Consider the following 20,144-nt stretch of genomic DNA (forward strand, 5'->3'; position numbering starts at 1 on the left):
CGTTCCCGGGTTCTCGAGGTCCGAGGTTGAGCCGTTCGTGGGGCGTCCGCCGCTAGGCTCGACCCGTGCACCTCAAGACGCTCACCCTGCGCGGGTTCAAGAGCTTCGCGTCGGCGACGACGCTGAGCCTCGAGCCCGGCATCACGTGCGTCGTCGGGCCCAACGGCTCGGGCAAGTCGAACGTCGTCGACGCCCTCGCGTGGGTCATGGGCGAACAGGGCGCCAAGACGTTGCGTGGCGGCAAGATGGAGGACGTCATCTTCGCGGGCACGTCGGGGCGGCCCCCGCTCGGACGTGCCGAGGTGTCGTTGACGATCGACAACGCCGACGGTGCGCTGCCGATCGAGTACTCCGAGGTGACGATCACCCGGACCCTCTTCCGCAACGGTGGCTCGGAGTACCAGATCAACGGCGCGCAGTGCCGCCTGCTCGACATCCAGGAGCTGCTCTCCGACTCCGGGCTCGGCCGCGAGATGCACGTCATCGTCGGGCAGGGGCGCCTCGACACGGTGCTCCGCGCGACGCCCGAGGAGCGACGCGGCTTCATCGAGGAAGCCGCAGGCGTCCTCAAGCACCGCAAGCGCAAGGAGAAGGCGCTCCGCAAGCTCGACTCGATGCAGGGCAACCTCGTGCGTCTCGGGGACCTCACGAGCGAGATCCGCCGACAGCTCGGGCCGCTCGGCAAGCAGGCCGAGGTCGCACGCCGGGCGCAGGCCGTCCAGGCGGACGCGCGTGACGCACGGGCGCGGCTCCTCGCGGACGACCTCGTGCAGCTCACGTCGACGCTTGAGCAGGAGAAGGCCGACGAGACGGCGCTGCGCGAGGAGACGCAGCGGGTCGAGCGGGAGCTTGCCGAGGCCCGGGGCGAGCTAGCGGCGCTCGAGGCTGCCGCCGCCGAGGCGGCGCCGCGGCTCACGGAGATCTCGGAGACCTGGTACCGGCTCTCGGCGTTGCGTGAGCGACTGCGGGGCACGCAGCAGCTCGCGACGGAGCGGGTGCGTCTCCTCGGCGCGCCCGAGCCGACCGAGCAGCGCTCGGACCCGCGCGCGCTCGAGGAGCAGGCCGAGCGCGTGCGCGCGTCGGAGGTCGAGCTCCAGGCCGAGGTCGAGGCTGCGCGCGCGACGCTCGACGCGGCGCTCGAGGCCCGTACCGCCGCCGAGGCGGCCGCGAAGGAGGCCGAACGCGTCGTCGCGACGCTCCTGCGGGGTGCGGCCGACCGCCGAGAGGGACTGGCGCGTCTTGCCGGTCAGGTCGCGGCGAAGCGGTCGCGGGCCGAGGCCCGTGCGGCCGAGATCGAGCGCCTCGAGTCGGCGGCCGAGGCTGCGCGCGCACGTGGTGAGGCTGCGGCGCGTGAACTGGGCGTCCTCGAGTCCGAGGTCGCGGGTGTCGAGGAGGGCGAGGAGGGGCTCGACGCGGCGCACGAGGCGGCGCTTGAGGCCCTCGAGGCGGCCCGGGCCGTGCTCACGGACCTGCGCGAGCAGCTCGCGGCCGCGCGCCAGGACGCCGTGACGGCACGCGCCCGCACCGAGGCGCTCGAGCTGAGCCTCGACCGGAAGGACGCGGTCGGTGCCGTGCTCGCCGCCGACGACGCGGCGCTCACCGAGGTCCTCGGGACGCTCGCGGCGCTCCTCACGGTCGAGCCTGGCTTCGAGGAGGCGGTCGCGGCCGCGCTCGGTCCTGCGGCTGACGCGCTCGCGGTCGCGTCCGTCGGGGGAGCGGTCGACGTCGTGCGCTGGTTGCGCACCGACGACGCCGGTCGGGCGAGCCTCGTCGTCGCGGGCGCCCCAGCCCCGGCCGACGTCCCCGGCGTGCCGGTGCCCGACGGCGGCGTCCACCTGCCCGACGTTGTCACGACGACCGCCGCGCTCGCGGGCACCGTCCGTGCGTTGCTCGCGCGGCACGTCGTCGTCGACGACCTTGCTGCCGCCCGTGCTCTCGTCACGGCGGAGCCGACGCTCACGGCCGTCACCCGTGCAGGCGACGTCCTCGGCGCCCTGCGCGCGCATGGCGGCTCGGCTGCCGCGCCGTCTGTCCTCCACCTCCAGGCCGCGCTCGACGCTGCCCGCGCCGCGCTCGCGGACGCGGAGAGCCGTGAGACGGACCTCGTGGCGCGCATCGAGGTCGCAGCGGCGCGCGAGGCGGAGGCGGCCGACGCCCATGACGCGGCGCTCGACCGGCTCCACGAGTCCGACGCGTCGATCGCCGCGATCTCTGAACAGCTCGGGCACCTCGGCGCGGGGGTGAGGGCCGCGCAGGCCGAAGCCGACCGCGCGACGGCCGCGCTCGAGCAGGCGCGCACCGCGCTCGCCACGGAGCAGGCCGAGCACGCCGAGCTCGCCGCGAGGCTCGAGGTGGCCGAGGCTGAGCCCGCCGACTCCGAGGAGGCTGTCGCCGAGGCGACTGCGACGCGCGACAGCGCCCAGCAGAGGGCGACCGAGGCGCGTGCCGCCGAGACCGAGGCGCGGCTCGCGCTGCGCACGAGTGAGGAGCGCGCGCGGGCTCTCGCAGGCCGTGCGGCGTCCCTCGACCGCGCGGCTGCGGCCGAGCGGCAGGCCGCGGAGAAGGCACAGCGCAGGGCGGCACGGCGGGCCGCGCAGGCCTCGCGCGCCCAGGCCGTCGCGACCGGTGCGGCTCTTGCGGTCCGCGCGGCCGAGGAGTCGCTCGCGGCCGCGACCGTCGCGCGCGAGCAGGCCGAGGCCGAGCGCACGGCGCGCGACGCCCGGCTCGCCGAGGTCCGTGCGCGCGTCGAGCAGCATGCGGGCCGGCTGCGGGAGCTCACGGACGTCGCGCACCGTGACGAGCTCGCGCGAGCGCAGCAGGTCCTGCGCATCGAGCAGCTCCACGAGCGGGCGATCGCCGAGCTCGGCCTCGACCCCGCGACCCTCGTCGACGAGCATGGCCCCGACCGTCCGGTGCCCGTGCTCGCCGAGGACGGGACGCCGGAGGTCGACGACGACGACGTGCCCGTCACCCGGCCCTACGTGCGGGTCGAGCAGGAGAGGCGTCTCGCGCGGGCCGAGCGTGACCTCGCGCGCCTCGGACGTGTCAACCCTCTCGCGCTCGAGGAGTACGCGGCGCTCGAGGAACGGCACCGGTTCCTCGTCGAGCAGCTCGACGACCTCAAGCGGTCGCGCGCGGACCTGCTGGAGATCGTCAAGGAGATCGACGACCGCGTCGAACGTGTCTTCGCCGAGGCATTCCGTGACACAGCGGCCCAGTTCGACCGGGTGTTCGCGCGGATGTTCCCGGGCGGTGAGGGACGACTCGTCCTCACGGACCCGGAGAACATGCTGACGACGGGCCTCGAGGTCGAGGCGCGACCGGCCGGCAAGAAGGTCAAGAGGCTCTCGCTGCTCTCGGGCGGCGAACGCTCGCTCACGGCGGTTGCGCTGCTCGTCGCGATCTTCAAGGCGCGGCCGAGCCCGTTCTACGTCATGGACGAGGTCGAGGCTGCGCTCGACGACACGAACCTCGGGCGGCTGCTCGAGGTCTTCCGCGAGCTGCAGGAGGACTCCCAGCTCATCGTCGTCACGCACCAGAAGCGCACGATGGAGATCGCGGACGCGCTCTACGGCGTGACGATGCGTGACGGCGTCACGACGGTCGTGAGCCAGCGGCTGCGGGAGGACGTCGCGTGACGCGGTGACATGCGCGCGCCGTCGCACGGCCGTGGAGATCCTGTGGTGAACGCGAGCAGCGTCGCGGGGGCGCGTCCGGACGGTGCGAAGTCGTCCCACAATGGGGAGGTGCTCGAGTACCTCTCCATCATTATCGTCGCCCTCGTCGCTGCCGGGGTCGTCATCGCGGCTGCCGCCTTCGTGACGACCGAGCGTTTCGGGACGGGGCGCGGGGCGCGCGGCCTGCGCCAGGACGCGCGCCGCACGTGGGACGTCGTGCGTCGCCGGCGCCCGATGACGACGCCGGCCGTGAGCGACGAGCTCGAGCGCGTCGTGACGGCCGAGCCCGTCGAGACGACGATGGACGACTTCTTCGCGGCGAACGTCACCCCCGGCACGGGGTACCTCGACGCCGAGGTCCTCGTCGACCGGGTGGGCCGTGCGGCGAGCGCCGCGAAGGCTGTGGCGACGCGGACGACGTCCTCGCACGAGTGACCTCCGCCGCGCGGCGCGCTGCGCGGCCACCTGCCTCGACCTGAGAGACTGTGCCCATGCCCGAGAATCTCTGGATCTGGATCGTCCTCGGTGTCGTGCTCCTCGGCCTTGCCGTCGGCGCCGCGCTGCTCGCCCCGCGCCTCACACGGCGCCCGCACGAGCCGAGCGCAGCCGAGCGACCGGCGCCGCAGGCGCCCGCTGACGACGCGACGACTGACGCGACGACGACCGACGACGCGGCTGTCGACGGCACGAGCCCCCCGACGCTGCCCGAGGCCTCGGCCGACGTCGAGGTCCCCGTCCTCGACGTCCCCGAGCCGGTCACGGGCCGGCTCGCCCGGCTGCGTGCGCGCCTCGCGCGGTCCGGCTCGCCGCTCGGTGCGCGTCTGCTCGCGGTCCTCTCGCGCGACCACCTCTCGGAGGACGACTGGGACGAGCTCGAGGAGACGCTCCTGCTCGCCGACGTCGGCGCGGGGCCCTCGGCCGGGCTCATCGACGCGCTGCGCACGCAGGTGCGTGTCCACGGTGTGTCCGACCCGGTGCAGGTGCGTGCCATGCTCCGCTCCGCGTTGCTCGACCTCGTCGACCCGAGCCTCGACCGTTCGCTCGCGACGGACCCGACGCTCGGTGAGGACGGGGCGCGTGTGCCGTCGGTCGTTCTCGTCGTCGGCGTCAACGGGACGGGCAAGACGACGACAGTCGGCAAGCTCGCGCGCGTCCTCGTCGCGGAAGGTTCCGACGTCGTCCTCGGCGCTGCGGACACGTTCCGTGCGGCGGCTGCCGATCAGCTCGAGACGTGGGGCTCGCGCGTCGGTGTGCCCGTCGTGCGCTCGCACAAGGACGGGGCGGACCCGGCGGCCGTCGCGTTCGACGCGGTGCGCCACGGGCGCACCGAGGACGTCGACGTCGTCCTCGTCGACACCGCGGGCCGTCTGCAGAACAAGTCGGGGCTCATGGACGAGCTCGGCAAGATCCGCCGTGTCATCGAGAAGGAGGCCCCGCTGCGCGAGGTCCTTCTCGTCCTCGACGCGACGACGGGTCAGAACGGGCTCATGCAGGCGCGCGTCTTCGGTGAGGTCGCGGGGGTCACGGGCATCGTCCTCACGAAGCTCGACGGCACCGCGAAGGGCGGCATCGTCGTCGCGGTCCAGCGTGAGCTCGGTGTGCCCGTCAAGCTCGTGGGGCTGGGGGAGGGGCCGGACGATCTCGCGCCGTTCGAGCCGGAGGCGTTCGTCGACGGGCTGCTCGGCGACTGACCGCGTCCGCACCCGGCGGAGGGCCGCGACCTGCGAGGTCGCGGCCCTCCGTGTGTCAGGGCCGCGGCGAGGCAGCGCACCCATGTGAAAGTCGCAGACACAGACCTTCCGGACGCCTGCGAAACATGATGTTCACGTGAGGACGCCGAGTGTCACACGTCTGGAACACCGCTCGCCCGTCGCGGAAACGTCCGAGGACGAATGTTGTCCCCGGGCCGGCCGAGGGGCTGGCGATGGGAGAACGCCATGGAATTCGACACCGGAGCGGCCGCCTGGATGCTGATGTCAGCGTCCCTCGTGCTGCTCATGACACCCGGTCTCGCCTTCTTCTACGGAGGCATGGTCCGGAGCAGGTCCGTGCTCAACATGATGATGATGTCCTTCGGGGCGATGGCCGTCATCGGCGTCATCTACGTCCTGTGGGGCTGGTCGATGTCGTACGGGTCGACGGTCCTCGGGCTCTTCGGGAACCCGTTCGACCAGTTCGGTCTCGTCGGCACGATCCAGGACGACACCGGGGCGTGGCTCCCGGGAGTCGGCGCTTACCCGCAGATCATCGACGTCGCCTTCCAGGTGACGTTCGCGATCATCACGACCGCGCTCATCTCGGGTGCGATCGCCGACCGCGTGAAGTTCGGCTCGTGGATGCTCTTCGTGCCGCTGTGGGTGACGCTCGCGTACTTCCCCATGGCGCACATGGTGTGGGGCGGCGGCCTGCTCTCCGGCTCCGAGGACGGCATCGCCGCAAAGATCTTCGGCGTTGTCGACGAAGCGGCTGCGGTCGCCCCTGTCGACTTCGCTGGCGGCACGGTCGTCCACATCAACGCAGGCATCGCGGGTCTCGTGCTCGCGCTCCTCATCGGTAAGCGCAAGGGCTTCGGCACCGAGCCGATGCGTCCGCACAACCTGCCGTTCGTCATGCTCGGCGCCGCGCTGCTCTGGTTCGGCTGGTTCGGCTTCAACGCAGGCTCGGCGTTCGCCGCCGACGGCGCCGCGGGCCTCGCGTGGGTCAACACGACGTCGGCAACGGCCGCCGCGATCCTCGGCTGGCTCCTCGTCGAGAAGATCCGCGACGGCCACGCGACGTCGCTCGGTGCCGCGTCGGGCATCGTCGCAGGCCTCGTCGCGATCACGCCCGCCGCGGGCGTGCTCAACCCCGTGACCTCGCTCATCCTGGGTGCAGTCTCCGGTGCGTGCTGCGCGATGGCCGTCGGGCTCAAGTACCGCTTCGGCTACGACGACTCGCTCGACGTCGTCGGCGTCCACCTCGTCGGTGGCCTCGTTGGCACGGTCGGCATCGGCTTCCTCGCCTCCGAGGGCGGGCTCTTCTTCGGTGACGGGGTCAAGCTCCTCGTCATCCAGGTTGTCATCGCGCTCGTCGCCATCCTCGTCTCGGCGATCGTGACCGGGGTCATCGGGTTCGGCATCAAGAAGACGATCGGCTGGAGGGTCTCCGAGGAGGCCGAGGTCGGCGGCATCGACCTCGCCGAGCACGGCGAGCAGGCGTACGAGACCATCGGCTCCGGCCGAGTCATCCGAGAGGCGTGAGAAACATGAAGCTCATCACCGGAGTCATCCAGCCCCACCGCCTCGACGAGGTGAAGAAGGCGATCGAGGCCGCAGGAGTGCGCGGCATGACCGTGAGCGAGGCGAGCGGCTACGGCCGCCAGAAGGGCCACACCGAGGTCTACCGCGGAGCCGAGTACACGGTCGACCTTGTGCCGAAGGTCCGCGTCGAGCTCGTCGTCGACGACGCTGTGGCTGCGGCCGTCGTCGAGGCGATCATCGCGGCGGCCCAGACGGGTCGCATCGGCGACGGCAAGGTCTGGGTCGTGCCGGTCGAGGACGTCGTCCGCGTCCGGACCGGCGAGTCCGGCACGGACGCGCTCTGAGCGGAGCGCGACGTGCACGACGACCTCACGGGGCGTGAGGTCGGGCAGGGGACGCAGGTCCCGCACCCCGTCGGGGTGCGGGACCTGCGGTCCTTCCGGCTCGACCTGTGGCGCTCACGACCCGGCCGGCTCACGGATGCCGCGTCGGCCGCCCTCCGCACGCGGGCGACCGACGTGACGCTCGAGCTCCTCGCAGCGCTGTGGGACGAGGCGCTCGACGGCGGCGACGACGGGGTGGCGCTCGCCGTCGTCGGGTCGCTCGCCCGCGGTCATGCGGGGCCGTGCTCGGACCTCGACCTCGTCCTCCTCCACGAAGGACGCGCTCGGGACGCCGAGCGTGTCCGGCGTCTCGCGGAGCGGCTCTGGTACCCGCTGTGGGACGCGGGGCTCGAAATCGACCACGCGGTCCGGTCGCTCGCGCAGTGCCGCCAGGTCGCGACGCGTGACGTGCCGGCGGTCGTCGGGCTCCTCGCCACGCGCCACGTCGCCGGCGACCCGGCCCTCACGACGCGCGCGACGTCCGCGGTCCTCGCGGACTGGCGAGGCGCCGCACGGCGGCGCCTGCCGGAGCTGCTCGCGTCGACGCGCGAGCGCGCCGAGCGGGCAGGGGAGCTCGCGTACCTCGTCGAGCCCGACCTCAAGGAGGCCCGCGGTGGCCTGCGGGACGCGACCGTGCTCGCGGCGCTCGCCGCCTCGTGGCTCACGGACCGCCCGCACGGCGACGTCGACTCCGCCGTCGGGCACCTGCTCACGGTGCGGGACGCGCTCGGCACTGTCACGGGCCGGCCGACGAACCTGTTGCTCAAGGCGGACCAGACCGAGGTCGCGAAGCGCCTCGGGCTTCTCGGGGACGGCGCCGACGGCGAGGCGGCGCTCGACGCGACCGACAACCTCCTCGCGGGTCTCGCCGAGGCTGGCCGCACGGTGACCGCGGCGCTTGAGACGACGGCGCGGCGTGCACGCCATGCGCTCACGAGGACCGTCGTGCTCGGCCCGCGCGTCGTCCGAGGGCGGCGCATGCCGCCCCGGCTGCGTGTTGTCGCCGACGGGCTCGTCGAGTTCGACGGTGAGCTCGTGCTCGCGGTCGATGCAGCCCCTGAGCGTGACCCGCTCCTGCCGCTGCGGGCCGCGGCGACGTCGGTGCGGACCGGGCTGCCCGTCTCACCCGTGACCGCACGCAACCTCGGCGAGTGCCCACCGTTGCCCGAACCCTGGCCTGCGGCGGCGCGCCAGCACCTGCTCGCGCTGCTCGGCGGTCGCGAGGCGCAGGTGCCCGTGTGGGAGGCCCTCGACCTCGCGGGCGTCGTGACGACGTGGTTCCCCGAGTGGGCAGGCGTCCGCAACCGGCCGCAGCGCTCGCCCGCGCACCGGCATACCGTCGACCGTCACCTCGTCGAGGTCGCCGCACGGGCGGGACGCGCCGACGGCCTCACGCCGGACGAGCGTCGCACGCTCCTGCTCTCCGCGTTCCTCCATGACATCGGCAAGCGCGCGGGCGCCGACGACCACGCGGTCGCCGGCGCGGCGCTCGTGCCGCAGATCCTTCGTCGGTGCGGCGTCGAGGACGACGTCGTGGGCGATGTCACGCTGCTCGTCCGCCACCACCTCACGCTCGCGCGCCTCGCGACAACGGCGGACCCGGACGACCCGACGACGCTCGCGGAGCTGTGCGACGCGGTCGACGGCCGCGCCGACCTGCTGCGGGTCCTTCGGGCGCTCACCGAGGCGGACTCGTCGTCGCTCGGTCCGCACGGCTGGACCGCGTGGCGCGCGCGTCTCGTCGACGATCTTGCTGCGCGGGGGATCGCGGCGTTGGGCGGGTAGGCTGGCGCCTGACCTACAGCCCCGTGATCGTGAGGGATGCCCCGGTGTTCGCCACCCTGTCCGACCGCCTGACATCGACGTTCAAGAATCTCCGCTCGCGCGGACGCCTCTCCGAGGCGGACATCGACGCGACCGTGCGCGAGATCCGTCGTGCGCTGCTCGACGCGGACGTCGCGGTGCCCGTCGTGCGGGAGTTCGCCGCCGCGGTGCGTGAGCGCGCCCTGTCCGTCGAGGTCTCGGGTGCGCTTAACCCGGCGCAGCAGGTCGTGAAGATCGTCAACGAGGAGCTCGTCGCGATCCTCGGCGGTGAGGGCCAGCGCGGTCTCGCGCTCGCGAAGAACCCGCCGACGGTCATCATGCTTGCGGGCCTCCAGGGCGCGGGCAAGACGACGCTCGCGGGCAAGCTGGCCCTCCACCTCAAGGAGAAGGGCCACACGCCGCTCCTCGTCGCGGCGGATCTTCAGCGTCCCAACGCCGTCACGCAGCTCAAGGTCGTCGGTGAGCGGGCGGGTGCGCCCGTGTACGCGCCGCACTCGGGCGTCGCGGGCGAGGACGAGGTCCCGACGGGTGACCCGGTCGCGGTCGCACGCGCTGGCGTCGAGACCGCGCGCTCGCGCGAGCACGACGTCGTCATCATCGACACCGCGGGCCGCCTCGGCGTCGACGCGGAACTCATGGCGCAGGCGCGGGACATCCGTGACGCGACGCAGCCCGACGAGGTCCTCTTCGTCATCGACGCGATGATCGGTCAGGACGCGGTCGCCACGGCGAACGCGTTCGCCGAGGGCGTCGACTTCACGGGCGTCGTCCTCTCGAAGCTCGACGGCGACGCGCGTGGTGGCGCTGCGCTCTCGGTCGCGCGCGTGACGGGTCGTCCGATCCTCTTCGCGTCGACGGGTGAGAAGCTCACCGACTTCGAGGCGTTCCACCCTGACCGCATGGCGTCGCGCATCCTCGACATGGGTGACGTCCTTACGCTCATCGAGCAGGCCGAGAAGGCGTTCGACGCCGAGCAGGCCGAGAAGATGGCGTCGAAGCTCGCGCAGGGCGACGACTTCACGCTCGAGGACTTCCTCTCGCAGATGCAGGCCATGCGCAACATGGGCTCGATGAAGAAGATGCTCGGCATGCTGCCGGGCATGGGGCAGATGCGTGAGGCGCTCGACAGCTTCGACGAACGTGAGGTTGACCGCGTCGAGGCGATCGTCCGCTCGATGACCCCGGCCGAGCGTCGCAACCACAAGATCATCAACGGATCGCGTCGCGCACGCATCGCCAAGGGTGCGGGCACGACGGCCTCGGCCGTCAACCAGCTTCTCGAGCGGTTCGAGGGCGCCCAGAAGATGATGAAGCAGATGGCGCGCGGCGGGGGCATGGGCATGCCGGGCATGGGTGCGCTGCCGGGCATGGGCGGCAAGAAGTCGAAGGGCCGGTCGCAGGCACCCGCGCGCAAGAAGGCGCGCTCGGGCAACCCCGCGAAGCGGGCCCAGCAGGAAGCCGGCATCGTCGAGGCCTCGCAAGCTCCTGCGGGCTCCGCGTTCGGCCTCGGCGGCGGCGCCGCGTCGGGCGCGACCCCGGACATGGACGAGCTGCGCAAGCTGCTCGGCGGCTGACGCTCGGCAGCGGGGAGGCGAGTCGCGTGGAGACGCTCCACCTCGCGGGGCCGGTGCGGCTCGGCGAGGACGACGTACGGGCGGAGGCCTGGGTCGTCGACGGCCGCCTCACCTTCGAGCAGCCGTCGGGCGACGTGACGCGCGTCGAGGGCTGGGCCGTACCCGGGCTCGTCGACGTCCACTGCCACGTGGGTCTCGACTCCGCCGGGGCGACGAGCCGCGAGGTCGCTCGAACCCAGGCACTCGCCGACCGCGACGCGGGCGTGCTTCTCGTGCGGGACGCGGGCTCGCCGCTCGACACGACGTGGGTGCACGACGAGCCCGACCTGCCGCGCCTCGTGCGCTGCGGGTCGCACCTCGCGCTGCCGAAGCGCTACCTGCGCGACTACGGCCGCGAGCTCGCCGAGGTCGCGGAGCTGCCCGACGCGGTCGCCCAGGAGGCGGCGCGCGGCGACGGCTGGGTGAAGATCGTCGCCGACTGGATCGAACGCTCCGAGGGAGCGTCGGCGGACCTGCGGCCGCTGTGGCCGGGCGACGTCCTCGCGGCCGCGGTCGCGCGGGCGCACGACGCGGGTGCGCGTGTCACTGCGCACACGTTCTCCGAGGAGGCGCTCCCGGGCCTGCTCGCCGCGGACATCGACTGCCTCGAGCACGGCACGGGCCTCACCCCGTCGATGATCGACGAGGTCGCTGCGCGCGGGATCGCCGTGACACCGACCCTGCTGCAGGTCGAGCGCTTCGAGGCGATCGCGCAGCAGGCCGACGGCCGCTACCCGGTGTACGCGGCGCACATGCGGCGCATGCACGCGCGACGCCACGCGCACGTGCGCGACCTCTTCGAGGCAGGTGTGCGGCTGCTCGTCGGCACGGACGCCGGTGGGACGATCGGGCACGGGCAGATCGCCGCCGAGTGCGCCGAGCTCGTCGCTGCCGGCGTCCCCCCGCTCGAGGTCCTCGCGGCGGCAAGCTGGCGGACGCGTGACTACCTCGGTGCCCCGTTGCTCGACGAGGGCGTCGAGGCCGACGTCGTCGTCTACCCGGCCGACCCCGCGCTGGACGTCGCCGTGCTCGCGGCGCCGAGCGCGGTCATCCTCCGCGGCCGCCGGGTCCGCTGACCGCGCACCGCCCCTGCGGCGGGCCGGAAGTCGGGTGACGCGGCGCACGTGGATCGCGTGCCGCGGATGGTTGGACCACTCGCGGACGTCTGGCAGAATGGTGCGCTGTACTCGGCGTGCCCGGCCCCTCTCTCCGTGCAACGCCGCGTCCTGGACGCTCACGACCTCCGGCCCCACCGGCGTGCGCGAGGGTCCGCCCACACACGAACCAGGAGAGACCACACAGTGGCCACCAAGATCCGCCTCAAGCGCTTCGGCAAGATGCGCGCCCCGTTCTACCGTGTCGTCGTCGCCGACTCGCGCACCAAGCGTGACGGTCGCGTCATCGAGGAGATCGGCAAGTACCACCCGACCGAGGAGCCCTCGCTCATCGAGATCGACTCCGAGCGTGCGCAGTACTGGCTCGGCGTCGGCGCGCAGCCGACCGAGCAGGTCGCCGCGCTCCTCAAGATCACGGGTGACTGGCAGAAGTTCAAGGGCCTCCCGGGCGCCGAGGGCACGCTGCGCGTCAAGGGCGACAAGGTCGACCCCGCCGCCGCGATCGCCGCCGCCGCCGAGCAGGCCGAGAAGGTCAAGGCGAAGGCCGCCGAGGCCAAGGCTGCGGCCGCCGCCCCGGCCGAGGCCCCCGCTGACGAGGCTCCCGCGGAGGAGTCCTCGGAGGAGCAGGCCTGATGCTCGCCGACGCCCTGGAGCACCTCGTCCGCGGCATCGTGGACAACCCCGACGACGTCCAGGTCAAGGCCAAGGCCACGCGCCGCGGCGACCTGCTCGAGGTGCGCGTGCACCCCGACGACCTCGGTCGCGTCATCGGACGCTCCGGGCGCACCGCACGTGCCCTGCGCACCGTCGTCGGCGCTCTCGCCGACGAGCCGGTCCGCGTCGACGTCGTCGACGTCGACCGCCGCTGACACGCGCGACACCCGCATCACCACGTCAGGCCCGGCCCGCAAGGGCTGGGCCTGACGCGTCCCACCACCACACGACCGGAGCCCTCCATGACCAGCCAGCGCCTCACCGTCGCCCGTCTCGGCAAGCCCCACGGGCTGCGGGGCGAGATCGCGCTCGAGCTCCGCACCGACATCCCCGACGAGCGCCTCGCGGACGGCGCCGTCCTCGAGACCGTCCCCGCGTCGGCAGGCCCGCTCACGGTCGAGTACACGCGCACGGCCGGTGACCGCTGGTACGCAGCGTTCGTCGAGATCCCCGACCGCTCTGCCGCGGAGGACGCTCGCGGCGTCGAGCTCGTCGTCGACGCCGAGGACTCCGACGAGGAAGACGCGTGGTACCCGCACGAGCTCGTCGGCCTGCGCGCCGAGCTCGCCGACGGCACGGTCGTCGGCACGGTCAAGGGGCTCGAGCACCTGCCCGCGCACGACATGCTCGTCGTCGTCGAGACGGGCGGCGAGCGTACGCTCGTGCCGTTCGTCCGGGCGATCGTCCCGACGGTCGACGTCGCGGGCGGCCGCGTCGTCCTCACGCCCCCCGGCGGCCTCCTCGCGTCGGACGCCGCGAACCTCGAGGTCGTCCCGCCGACGCCGGGCTCGGCCGACGGCAGCTCCACGGACGACGAGGAGCGCTGAGCGTGCGCGTCGACGTCCTCACGATCTTCCCCGCGTACCTCGACGCGCTCGAGCTCTCGCTCGTCGGCAAGGCCCGCAGCGCGGGCCTGCTCGACGTGCGCGTCCACGACCTGCGGGACTGGGCGCACGACCGGCACCGCACGGTCGACGACACGCCCGCGGGCGGCGGTGCCGGCATGGTCATGCGCCCCGACGTGTGGGGCGCGGCGCTCTCCGACGTCCTTACGGAGGGTGCGACGCTCGTCGTGCCCACGCCGTCCGGCCCGACCTTCACCCAGCGGACCGCCGAGGACTGGGCGACGCGAGAGCACCTCGTCTTCGCGTGCGGCCGCTACGAGGGGATCGACGCGCGCGTCGCCGAGCACCACCGGGCGCGGGGCGTGCGCGTCGAGGAGGCGTCGATCGGGGACTACGTCCTCAACGGGGGCGAGGTCGCGACGCTTGTCATGGTCGAGGCCGTCGCGCGGCTCGTGCCGGGCGTGCTCGGCAACGCCGAGTCGGTCGTCGAGGAGTCGCACTCCGCCGAGGGCCTCCTCGAGTACCCCGTCTACACGCGTCCGGTCGAGTGGGAGGGGCTCGCGATCCCCGACGTCCTCATGAGCGGCCACCACGGCAAGGTCGCCCGGTGGCGACGCGACCAGGCGCTCGCGCGCACCGCGGAGCGCCGGCCCGACATGATCGCGGCGCTCGACCCGACGCGCCTCGACAAGCGGGACCGGGCGACGCTCGGCGACCTCGGCTGGTGGGTGCATCCCGACGGGGTGCGTCCCGCGGGGGAGTGACGCGGCGCACTCCAACCTGGGGTGCCGGTGGTTACCGTCGCGCGACCCGGATGTGGCAAGATAGGGCGTTGGTGCGCGCCGGCCTCTGCCACAGGGGAGCGCCTCACGCCACGACGGGCCCGCCCGTCACGCACCACCCCATGGACCGACGGGCCCCAGCAGGCCCACGATCACGTCCCTGACCTGTGGCAGGACGAGGAGCAGACATGCACATCCTTGACTCCGTCGACGCAGCCCAGCTGCGCACCGACATCCCCGAGTTCCGCGCCGGTGACACCCTCAAGGTCAACGTCAAGGTCGTCGAGGGCAACCGCTCGCGCGTCCAGGCGTTCCAGGGCATCGTCATCGCGCGCCGCAACGGCGGCGTCCGCGAGACGTTCACGATCCGCAAGATCTCCTTCGGTGTCGGCGTCGAGCGTACGTTCCCCGTGAACTCGCCCGTCATCGAGTCGATCGAGGTCGTCTCGCGCGGTGACGTGCGCCGTGCCAAGCTCTACTACCTCCGCAAGCTTCGCGGCAAGGCCGCGCGCATCAAGGAGAAGCGCGACTTCGGCCCGAAGGCCTGAGCCTCCTGCACACCGTCCCGAGGGCGGGCGACCGACCGGTCGCCCGCCCTCGGGCGTACCCGGCCCGGGGCTCCGGCGTTGCCCGCGCGATGGGCCGGTTGTGCCCCGGACGGCCAGGGGTGGGACAGTGGACCCCGTGATCCATGAGAACGACGAGCACGTGACGGCCGGGAGCGACGACGGTTCCGGGCCCGGGAGCCAGATGCGCCCGCGCGGCACGATCCACCGACGGTCGCGCTTCTCCGCGCTGGTCAAGGAGACGGTCATCATCCTCGTCTCTGCGCTCGTGCTGTCGTTCGTCGTCAAGACGTTCCTCGTGCAGCCGTTCATGATCCCGTCCGAGTCGATGGAGGACACGCTCGTCGCAGGCGATCGGGTGCTCGTCTCCAAGCTCACGCCAGGACCGTTCGACCTCTCGCGCGGCGACGTCGTCGTCTTCAAGGATCCGGGCGGGTGGCTCGACGGCGTCCCTGCGAGCCGCGCCGACAACATGCCGACGTGGCTGAGCACGCCGCTCACCGTCGTGGGCCTGCGTCCCCAGGACGCGGGGGAGCACCTCATCAAGCGGGTCGTCGGGCTTCCGGGCGACAGGGTGACGTGCTGCACCGACGCAGGGCTCCTCACCGTCAACGGCGTCGAGATCGACGAGACGCAGTACCTTGCGTCGGGGGCACTGCCGAGCCAGACCGAGTTCGACGTCACGGTGCCCTCGGGATCGCTGTGGGTGCTCGGCGACAACCGGCAGCACTCGGGGGACTCCCGATACAACGGTGGCAAGCCCGGTGGCGGGTTCGTCCCCCTCGACAACGTCGTCGGCGTCGCGTTCGCGAAGGTGTGGCCGCTCGACCGCGTCGCGCTCATGCGCAACCCGGGTGACGTCTTCGCCGACGTGCCCGCGCCGACCCCGTGAGGCAGCCTCCGGACACGCTCGTCGAGGCGGCCTGGCTCGCGGAGGGTTGCGAGGTCGTCGCGGGCATGGACGAGGTGGGGCGCGGCGCCCTTGCCGGACCGGTGACGGTCGGGTGCGTACTCGTCTCGGCGTCGTCGCTTACGGTGCCGTTCCCCGCGGGCCTCACCGACTCCAAGCTGCTGAGCGCCGCGGCGCGCGAGCGGATCGAGCCGGCGGTCGCCGGCTGGGTGCTCGCGTGGGGCGTCGGCCATGCCTCGCCCGCGGAGATCGACGCCCTCGGCATCGTCGGGGCGTTGCGCACCGCGGGGAGGCGAGCGCTGCGCGCTGCCGAGTCCGCCGGCACGACGGTACGTGCGGTCCTGCTCGACGGGTCGCACGACTGGCTGACGCCGCCGGCGCAGGACGATCTCTTCGCGGTCGACGACCCCGAGGACGACGGAGTCGCGCTCGAGGTGCGGACGCTCGTCAAGGGCGATCTGCGCTGCGCGTCGGTGGCGGCTGCGAGCGTGCTCGCGAAGCAGGCGCGCGACCGCCTCATGGATGAGGCCGACGCACGTCACCCGGGCTACGGGTGGGCGTCGAACAAGGGGTACGGGTCTGCGGACCATCTCGCCGAGCTGCGGCGCGTCGGCCCGTGCGACGAGCATCGGCGGTCGTGGCGCCTCCCGGCGCGCGAGGCGGCACCGGTCGGCTCGGGTGCGGTGCCGGGTCGTGCCGCGGATGAGGGATGATGGTCGGGTGAGTGCTGAAGACCTCGAGAACTACGAGACCGACATGGAGCTGGCGCTCTACCGGGAGTACCGGGACGTCGTCAGCCTGTTCTCCTACGTCGTCGAGACCGAGCGCAGGTTCTACCTTGCCAACCAGGTGGACCTCCAGGTGCGGTCGGCGGCGGGCGAGGTGTACTTCGAGCTGACGCTCGCCGACGCGTGGGTGTGGGACGTCTACCGGACGGCCCGCTTCGTGAAGTCGGTACGTGTCGTGACGTTCAAGGACGTCAACGTCGAGGAGCTCGCGAGGCCCGAGCTCTCGATCTGAGGCGCGCCGAGCCGCGTGCTCGGCTGACCACAGCCCGGCGCGGTGCACGGGCCGTCCACAGAAGTGCGTGACGCGGATGCGCAGCACCGCACCACGGCAGCACCCTCTGTCCCGGAGGTGGTGGCCATGGTGGCGCACGGACGGACGACGGACAGGCAGGCGGTGGGCCGCGCGGGGGAGGACCTCGTCGCACGACGCCTCGAGGACGACGGATGGTGCGTGCTCGAGCGCAACTGGCGCGGGCACGGCGGCGAGCTTGACATCGTCGCGCTCGAGGGCGACGACCTCGTCGTCGTCGAGGTGAAGACCCGCACCGGAACAGGCTTCGGCCACCCCGCCGAGGCCGTGACCCCGGCGAAGGCCGCGCGGCTTCGCCGGCTCACGGGACAGTGGCTCGCCGAGCACTCCCAGCGCGTCGTCCACGTGCGGATCGACGTCGTCGCGGTCTGGCTGTGCCCGGGCGAACCGCCGCGCATCGAGCACCTGCGCGGGATCCTCTGATGGGGCTCGGGACCTCGCGCGGTGTCGCGCTCGTCGGCATGACCGGGCACGTCGTCGGCGTCGAGGCGCATCTCGCCGCGACCGTGCCGGGCTTCACGCTCATCGGGCTGCCCGACGCGTCGCTGAGCGAGTCGCGCGACCGGGTACGGGCCGCCGTGGCGTCGAGCGGCTTGGCGTGGCCGCAGCAGCGCGTCACCGTCAACCTCTCGCCCGCGTCGCTGCCCAAGCACGGCGCAGGCTTTGACCTCGCGATCGCGGTCGCCGTTCTCGCCGGCGCGCGGCTTGTCGACGCCAGCGCGCCGCGGGGCGTCGTGCACCTCGGAGAGCTCGGCCTCGACGGCCGCGTCCACCCTGTCCGTGGCGTGCTGCCGGCCGTCGCCGCGGCGGCTGCGGCGGGCGTGCGGCGGGTCGTCGTCGCGGCCGCCGACGTCGACGAGGCCCGGCTCGTCCCCGACGTCGAGGTTCGAGGTGTCTCGTGCCTCGCCGAGCTCGCGTACGCCTACGGCGCCGACATCGCCGAGCCCGCACCGGTGAGGATCCCGACAGCGCGGCCCGTGCGTGGCCCGCGCGAGCCCGTGGGCGACCTCGAGGATGTGCTCGGCCAGCACGAGGCGAGGGCCGCTCTCGAGATCGCCGCGGCGGGCGGGCACCACCTGCTCATGGTCGGGCCGCCGGGCGCGGGGAAGACCATGCTCGCGTCGCGGCTGCCGGGCCTGCTGCCGGACCTCACGGAGACAGAGGCGGTCGAGGTCACGGCCGTCCACTCGGTCGCCGGGACGTTCGACGCGGGCGACGGGCTCGTGCGCCGCCCGCCCTACGAGGACCCGCACCACACCGCGACCGCTGCGGCGCTCGTCGGTGGGGGCAGTGGTGTGCCGAGGCCGGGTGCGGCGTCGCGTGCCCACCGGGGTGTGCTCTTCCTCGACGAGTGCCCGGAGTTCGGGGCGCGGGTCCTGCAGACGCTGCGGCAGCCGCTCGAGGACGGTGAGCTCGTCATCCATCGGGCCGGTGGGTCGGCGCGGTTCCCCGCGCGCTTCCAGCTCGTCCTCGCGGCGAACCCCTGCCCGTGTGGGCTCGCGGTCGGCCAGGGCCTGCAGTGCACGTGCACGCCCATGCAGAGGCGACGGTACTTCTCGCGCGTCCAGGGACCGTTGCTCGACCGGGTCGACCTTCAGGTCGAGGTCGCAGGCGTGAGCCGTGTCGACCTCGACCAGGCGGAGCCGGGGGAGTCGACGGCGACGGTCGCCGGACGCGTCGCGCAGGCGCGCCTCGCGGCGGCAGCGCGGCTCGCCGGCACGCCGTGGCGTCTCAACGGGGAGGTGCCTGGACGGGTCCTCCGCGGGATGCTCGGCCGCGGCGGTGGGGTGCTCGCCGACGTCGACCGGGCGCTCGACCGTGGCATGATCTCGCTGCGCGGAGCCGACCGGGTGCTGCGGATCGCGTGGACGATCGCCGATCTCGGCGGCCGAGACCGGCCAGGACGCGAGGACGTCGGACGCGCGCTCGCGCTGCGCACGCGTGGAGCGGTCGCGTGACCGCCGCCGTGGTAGGACGCGGAGCGACGCCTGCGAGGCCTGGCGGCGAGCCGCCGGTGGGTGCCGTGCCTGCGCGGACCGCCATGGCCCCGTCGGACCCGTCTTCGGGGTCTGACGAGACGGGCGCACGCCGTGCCGACGTCCGGCGTGCGGCCGCCGCATGGAGCGGCCTCGCTGAGCCTGGTGACAGGACGGCGGGGGCGCTTCTCCTCGCGGTCGGCCCGGTGGCCGCGCTCGCGTGGTTGCGCGCCGCGCACGACCACGGCGACCGGGCACGTGCGGTCGCGCGGCTGCGCGAGCGCATCGACGACCCGGTCGAGGAACTCACGCCGCGTCGGCTGCTCACCGCGCTCGACCGGTGGGGGCCGCGCCTCGGACGCGTCGACCCCGACCGGGACGCCCGTGCGCTCCGGGAGCTCGGGGGGCGGGTTCTCGTACGCGGGGACGAGGGCTGGCCGCAGGGGCTCGACGACCTCGGGCCCGCTGCACCCGCATGCCTGTGGGTGCGCGGCGACCCGCGCGCGCTCCTGGGCCCGCCCGCCGTCGCGCTCGTCGGTGCCCGTGCCGCGACGAGCTATGGCACCGCTGTCGCGGCCGACCTCGCGTGCGGCCTGGCCGACCGCGGCCATGCGGTCGTCTCGGGAGGTGCGTACGGGATCGACGCGGCCGCGCACCGGGGAGCGCTTGCCGGTGACGGACCGACGGTCGCGGTCATGGCGGGAGGAGCGGACCGGCTCTACCCGGCGGGGAACACGGACCTGCTCGAGCGGATGCTGGCGCGGGGCGGGGCCGTCGTTGCGGAGGTCCCGGTGGGTGCGACACCGACACGCTCGCGCTTCCTGCGACGCAACCGCCTCATCGCGGCGCTCACGGCGGCGACCGTCGTCGTCGAGGCTGCGTGGCGGTCGGGTTCGCTCTCGACCGCGACGCACGCGGCGGGGCTCCTCCGGCCGGTCGGCGCCGTGCCGGGTCCCGTGACGTCGATGGCCTCGACGGGGTGCCACCGACTGCTTCGTGAGCACGAGGCGGTCTGCGTGACATCGGTTGCTGACGTGCTCGAGCTCCTTCCGGGCGGTGCGCCGTCCGGAGGCGCGGAGGAGACGCATCATGATCCCCGGGACGCACTCCGCGACGTGGCCCGCGAGGTGCTCGACGGCTTCGACGCGCGCCGGCCCATGACGCTCGACGAGCTCGTGCCCGCGGTCGGTCTCGCGGCCTCCGACGTGCTTGCGGCGCTCGGCGAGCTCGAGCTCGCCGGGCTCGCCGTGCGGGCCGCCGGGGGGTGGGAGCTCACCGCGGCCGCTCGCCGACCTGCGGCGCGATGATCGCCTTGACCTGCGCAGATCGTCGGAGCCGCCGGCGCTGGCCGGATCGTGCTGTCGGGGCTGATCTGCGGCGCAGATCTGAACAAGTTCTGGCG

General features: G+C 73.4%; 19 protein-coding genes. All 19 read left to right on the top strand.

The features are described 5' to 3' along the window. The first annotated feature begins 65 nt into the window (after positions 1-65). The 19 genes from smc to dprA all read left to right on the top strand — a co-directional run bounded on the left by smc (position 66) and on the right by dprA (position 20,049). Positions 66-3,638 (top strand): chromosome segregation protein SMC, encoded by a 3,573-nt coding sequence (gene smc / locus IGS67_RS08880; RefSeq protein WP_192279821.1) that lies wholly within the window; start codon positions 66-68, stop codon positions 3,636-3,638. 45 nt (positions 3,639-3,683) lie between these two features. Next, positions 3,684-4,112: a hypothetical protein gene (locus IGS67_RS08885; RefSeq protein ID WP_192279823.1), complete on the top strand. Its 429-nt coding sequence runs from the start codon at positions 3,684-3,686 to the stop codon at positions 4,110-4,112. A gap of 56 nt (positions 4,113-4,168) precedes the next feature. Continuing rightward, a complete protein-coding gene (ftsY, locus tag IGS67_RS08890) occupies positions 4,169-5,368 on the top strand; it encodes a signal recognition particle-docking protein FtsY (protein ID WP_192279825.1) in 1,200 nt (399 codons plus the stop codon). Positions 5,369-5,614: 246 nt separating this feature from the next. Next, a complete protein-coding gene (locus tag IGS67_RS08895; RefSeq protein ID WP_192279827.1) occupies positions 5,615-6,916 on the top strand; it encodes an ammonium transporter in 1,302 nt (433 codons plus the stop codon). Positions 6,917-6,921: 5 nt separating this feature from the next. Then, positions 6,922-7,260 (top strand): P-II family nitrogen regulator, encoded by a 339-nt coding sequence (locus IGS67_RS08900; protein ID WP_192279829.1) that lies wholly within the window; start codon positions 6,922-6,924, stop codon positions 7,258-7,260. A gap of 12 nt (positions 7,261-7,272) precedes the next feature. Further along, positions 7,273-9,084 (top strand): [protein-PII] uridylyltransferase family protein, encoded by a 1,812-nt coding sequence (locus tag IGS67_RS08905; protein ID WP_192279831.1) that lies wholly within the window; start codon positions 7,273-7,275, stop codon positions 9,082-9,084. A 44-nt stretch (positions 9,085-9,128) separates the two neighbouring features. Then, positions 9,129-10,697: a signal recognition particle protein gene (gene ffh, locus IGS67_RS08910; RefSeq protein ID WP_192279832.1), complete on the top strand. Its 1,569-nt coding sequence runs from the start codon at positions 9,129-9,131 to the stop codon at positions 10,695-10,697. 26 nt (positions 10,698-10,723) lie between these two features. Then, a complete protein-coding gene (locus tag IGS67_RS08915) occupies positions 10,724-11,812 on the top strand; it encodes an amidohydrolase family protein (RefSeq protein ID WP_328742176.1) in 1,089 nt (362 codons plus the stop codon). 225 nt (positions 11,813-12,037) lie between these two features. Then, the gene (gene rpsP / locus IGS67_RS08920; protein ID WP_102509012.1) at positions 12,038-12,484 is read left to right on the top strand and encodes a 30S ribosomal protein S16; all 447 of its coding nucleotides are present in this window, start codon (positions 12,038-12,040) and stop codon (positions 12,482-12,484) included. After that, complete coding sequence (locus IGS67_RS08925) at positions 12,484-12,720, top strand: RNA-binding protein (RefSeq protein WP_102509011.1); 237 nt, start codon at positions 12,484-12,486, stop codon at positions 12,718-12,720. The genes rpsP and IGS67_RS08925 overlap by 1 nt, the downstream gene beginning before the upstream one ends. A gap of 87 nt (positions 12,721-12,807) precedes the next feature. Then, a complete protein-coding gene (rimM, locus tag IGS67_RS08930) occupies positions 12,808-13,392 on the top strand; it encodes a ribosome maturation factor RimM (protein WP_192279834.1) in 585 nt (194 codons plus the stop codon). Positions 13,393-13,394: 2 nt separating this feature from the next. After that, positions 13,395-14,174, top strand: coding sequence for a tRNA (guanosine(37)-N1)-methyltransferase TrmD (gene trmD, locus IGS67_RS08935; RefSeq protein ID WP_192279836.1), 780 nt, complete (start codon positions 13,395-13,397; stop codon positions 14,172-14,174). 206 nt (positions 14,175-14,380) lie between these two features. Beyond that, positions 14,381-14,740 carry a 50S ribosomal protein L19 gene (gene rplS / locus IGS67_RS08940; protein WP_192279838.1) on the top strand — a complete coding sequence of 120 codons (360 nt, stop codon included), beginning with the start codon at positions 14,381-14,383 and terminating at the stop codon, positions 14,738-14,740. Between the two features lie 136 nt (positions 14,741-14,876). Further along, a complete protein-coding gene (gene lepB / locus IGS67_RS08945; protein ID WP_328742182.1) occupies positions 14,877-15,650 on the top strand; it encodes a signal peptidase I in 774 nt (257 codons plus the stop codon). Next, positions 15,647-16,381: a ribonuclease HII gene (locus IGS67_RS08950; RefSeq protein ID WP_328742184.1), complete on the top strand. Its 735-nt coding sequence runs from the start codon at positions 15,647-15,649 to the stop codon at positions 16,379-16,381. The genes lepB and IGS67_RS08950 overlap by 4 nt, the downstream gene beginning before the upstream one ends. A gap of 7 nt (positions 16,382-16,388) precedes the next feature. Further along, entirely contained in the window at positions 16,389-16,688 is a 300-nt protein-coding gene (locus IGS67_RS08955; RefSeq protein WP_102509007.1) for a DUF2469 domain-containing protein, read from the top strand. A 126-nt stretch (positions 16,689-16,814) separates the two neighbouring features. Further along, the gene (locus IGS67_RS08960) at positions 16,815-17,189 is read left to right on the top strand and encodes a YraN family protein (protein ID WP_192279840.1); all 375 of its coding nucleotides are present in this window, start codon (positions 16,815-16,817) and stop codon (positions 17,187-17,189) included. Beyond that, a complete protein-coding gene (locus IGS67_RS08965; protein WP_192279842.1) occupies positions 17,189-18,724 on the top strand; it encodes a YifB family Mg chelatase-like AAA ATPase in 1,536 nt (511 codons plus the stop codon). The genes IGS67_RS08960 and IGS67_RS08965 overlap by 1 nt, the downstream gene beginning before the upstream one ends. A 65-nt stretch (positions 18,725-18,789) precedes the next feature. Further along, positions 18,790-20,049, top strand: coding sequence for a DNA-processing protein DprA (gene dprA, locus IGS67_RS08970; RefSeq protein WP_328742189.1), 1,260 nt, complete (start codon positions 18,790-18,792; stop codon positions 20,047-20,049). Positions 20,050-20,144: the final 95 nt, after the last annotated feature.

It is taken from the genome of Flavimobilis rhizosphaerae, from assembly GCF_014852685.1.
GTDB lineage: Bacteria > Actinomycetota > Actinomycetes > Actinomycetales > Cellulomonadaceae > Flavimobilis > Flavimobilis rhizosphaerae.

What these genes read in the sequence shown, in the direction of transcription:
- ftsY (WP_192279825.1), top strand. Translation starts at nt 4,169, where the DNA reads ATGCCCGAGAATCTCTGGATCTGGATCGTCCTCGGTGTCGTGCTCCTC.
- IGS67_RS08895 (WP_192279827.1), top strand. Translation starts at nt 5,615, where the DNA reads ATGGAATTCGACACCGGAGCGGCCGCCTGGATGCTGATGTCAGCGTCC.
- IGS67_RS08900 (WP_192279829.1), top strand. Translation starts at nt 6,922, where the DNA reads ATGAAGCTCATCACCGGAGTCATCCAGCCCCACCGCCTCGACGAGGTG.
- IGS67_RS08925 (WP_102509011.1), top strand. Translation starts at nt 12,484, where the DNA reads ATGCTCGCCGACGCCCTGGAGCACCTCGTCCGCGGCATCGTGGACAAC.
- rimM (WP_192279834.1), top strand. Translation starts at nt 12,808, where the DNA reads ATGACCAGCCAGCGCCTCACCGTCGCCCGTCTCGGCAAGCCCCACGGG.
- rplS (WP_192279838.1), top strand. Translation starts at nt 14,381, where the DNA reads ATGCACATCCTTGACTCCGTCGACGCAGCCCAGCTGCGCACCGACATC.
- IGS67_RS08960 (WP_192279840.1), top strand. Translation starts at nt 16,815, where the DNA reads ATGGTGGCGCACGGACGGACGACGGACAGGCAGGCGGTGGGCCGCGCG.
- IGS67_RS08965 (WP_192279842.1), top strand. Translation starts at nt 17,189, where the DNA reads ATGGGGCTCGGGACCTCGCGCGGTGTCGCGCTCGTCGGCATGACCGGG.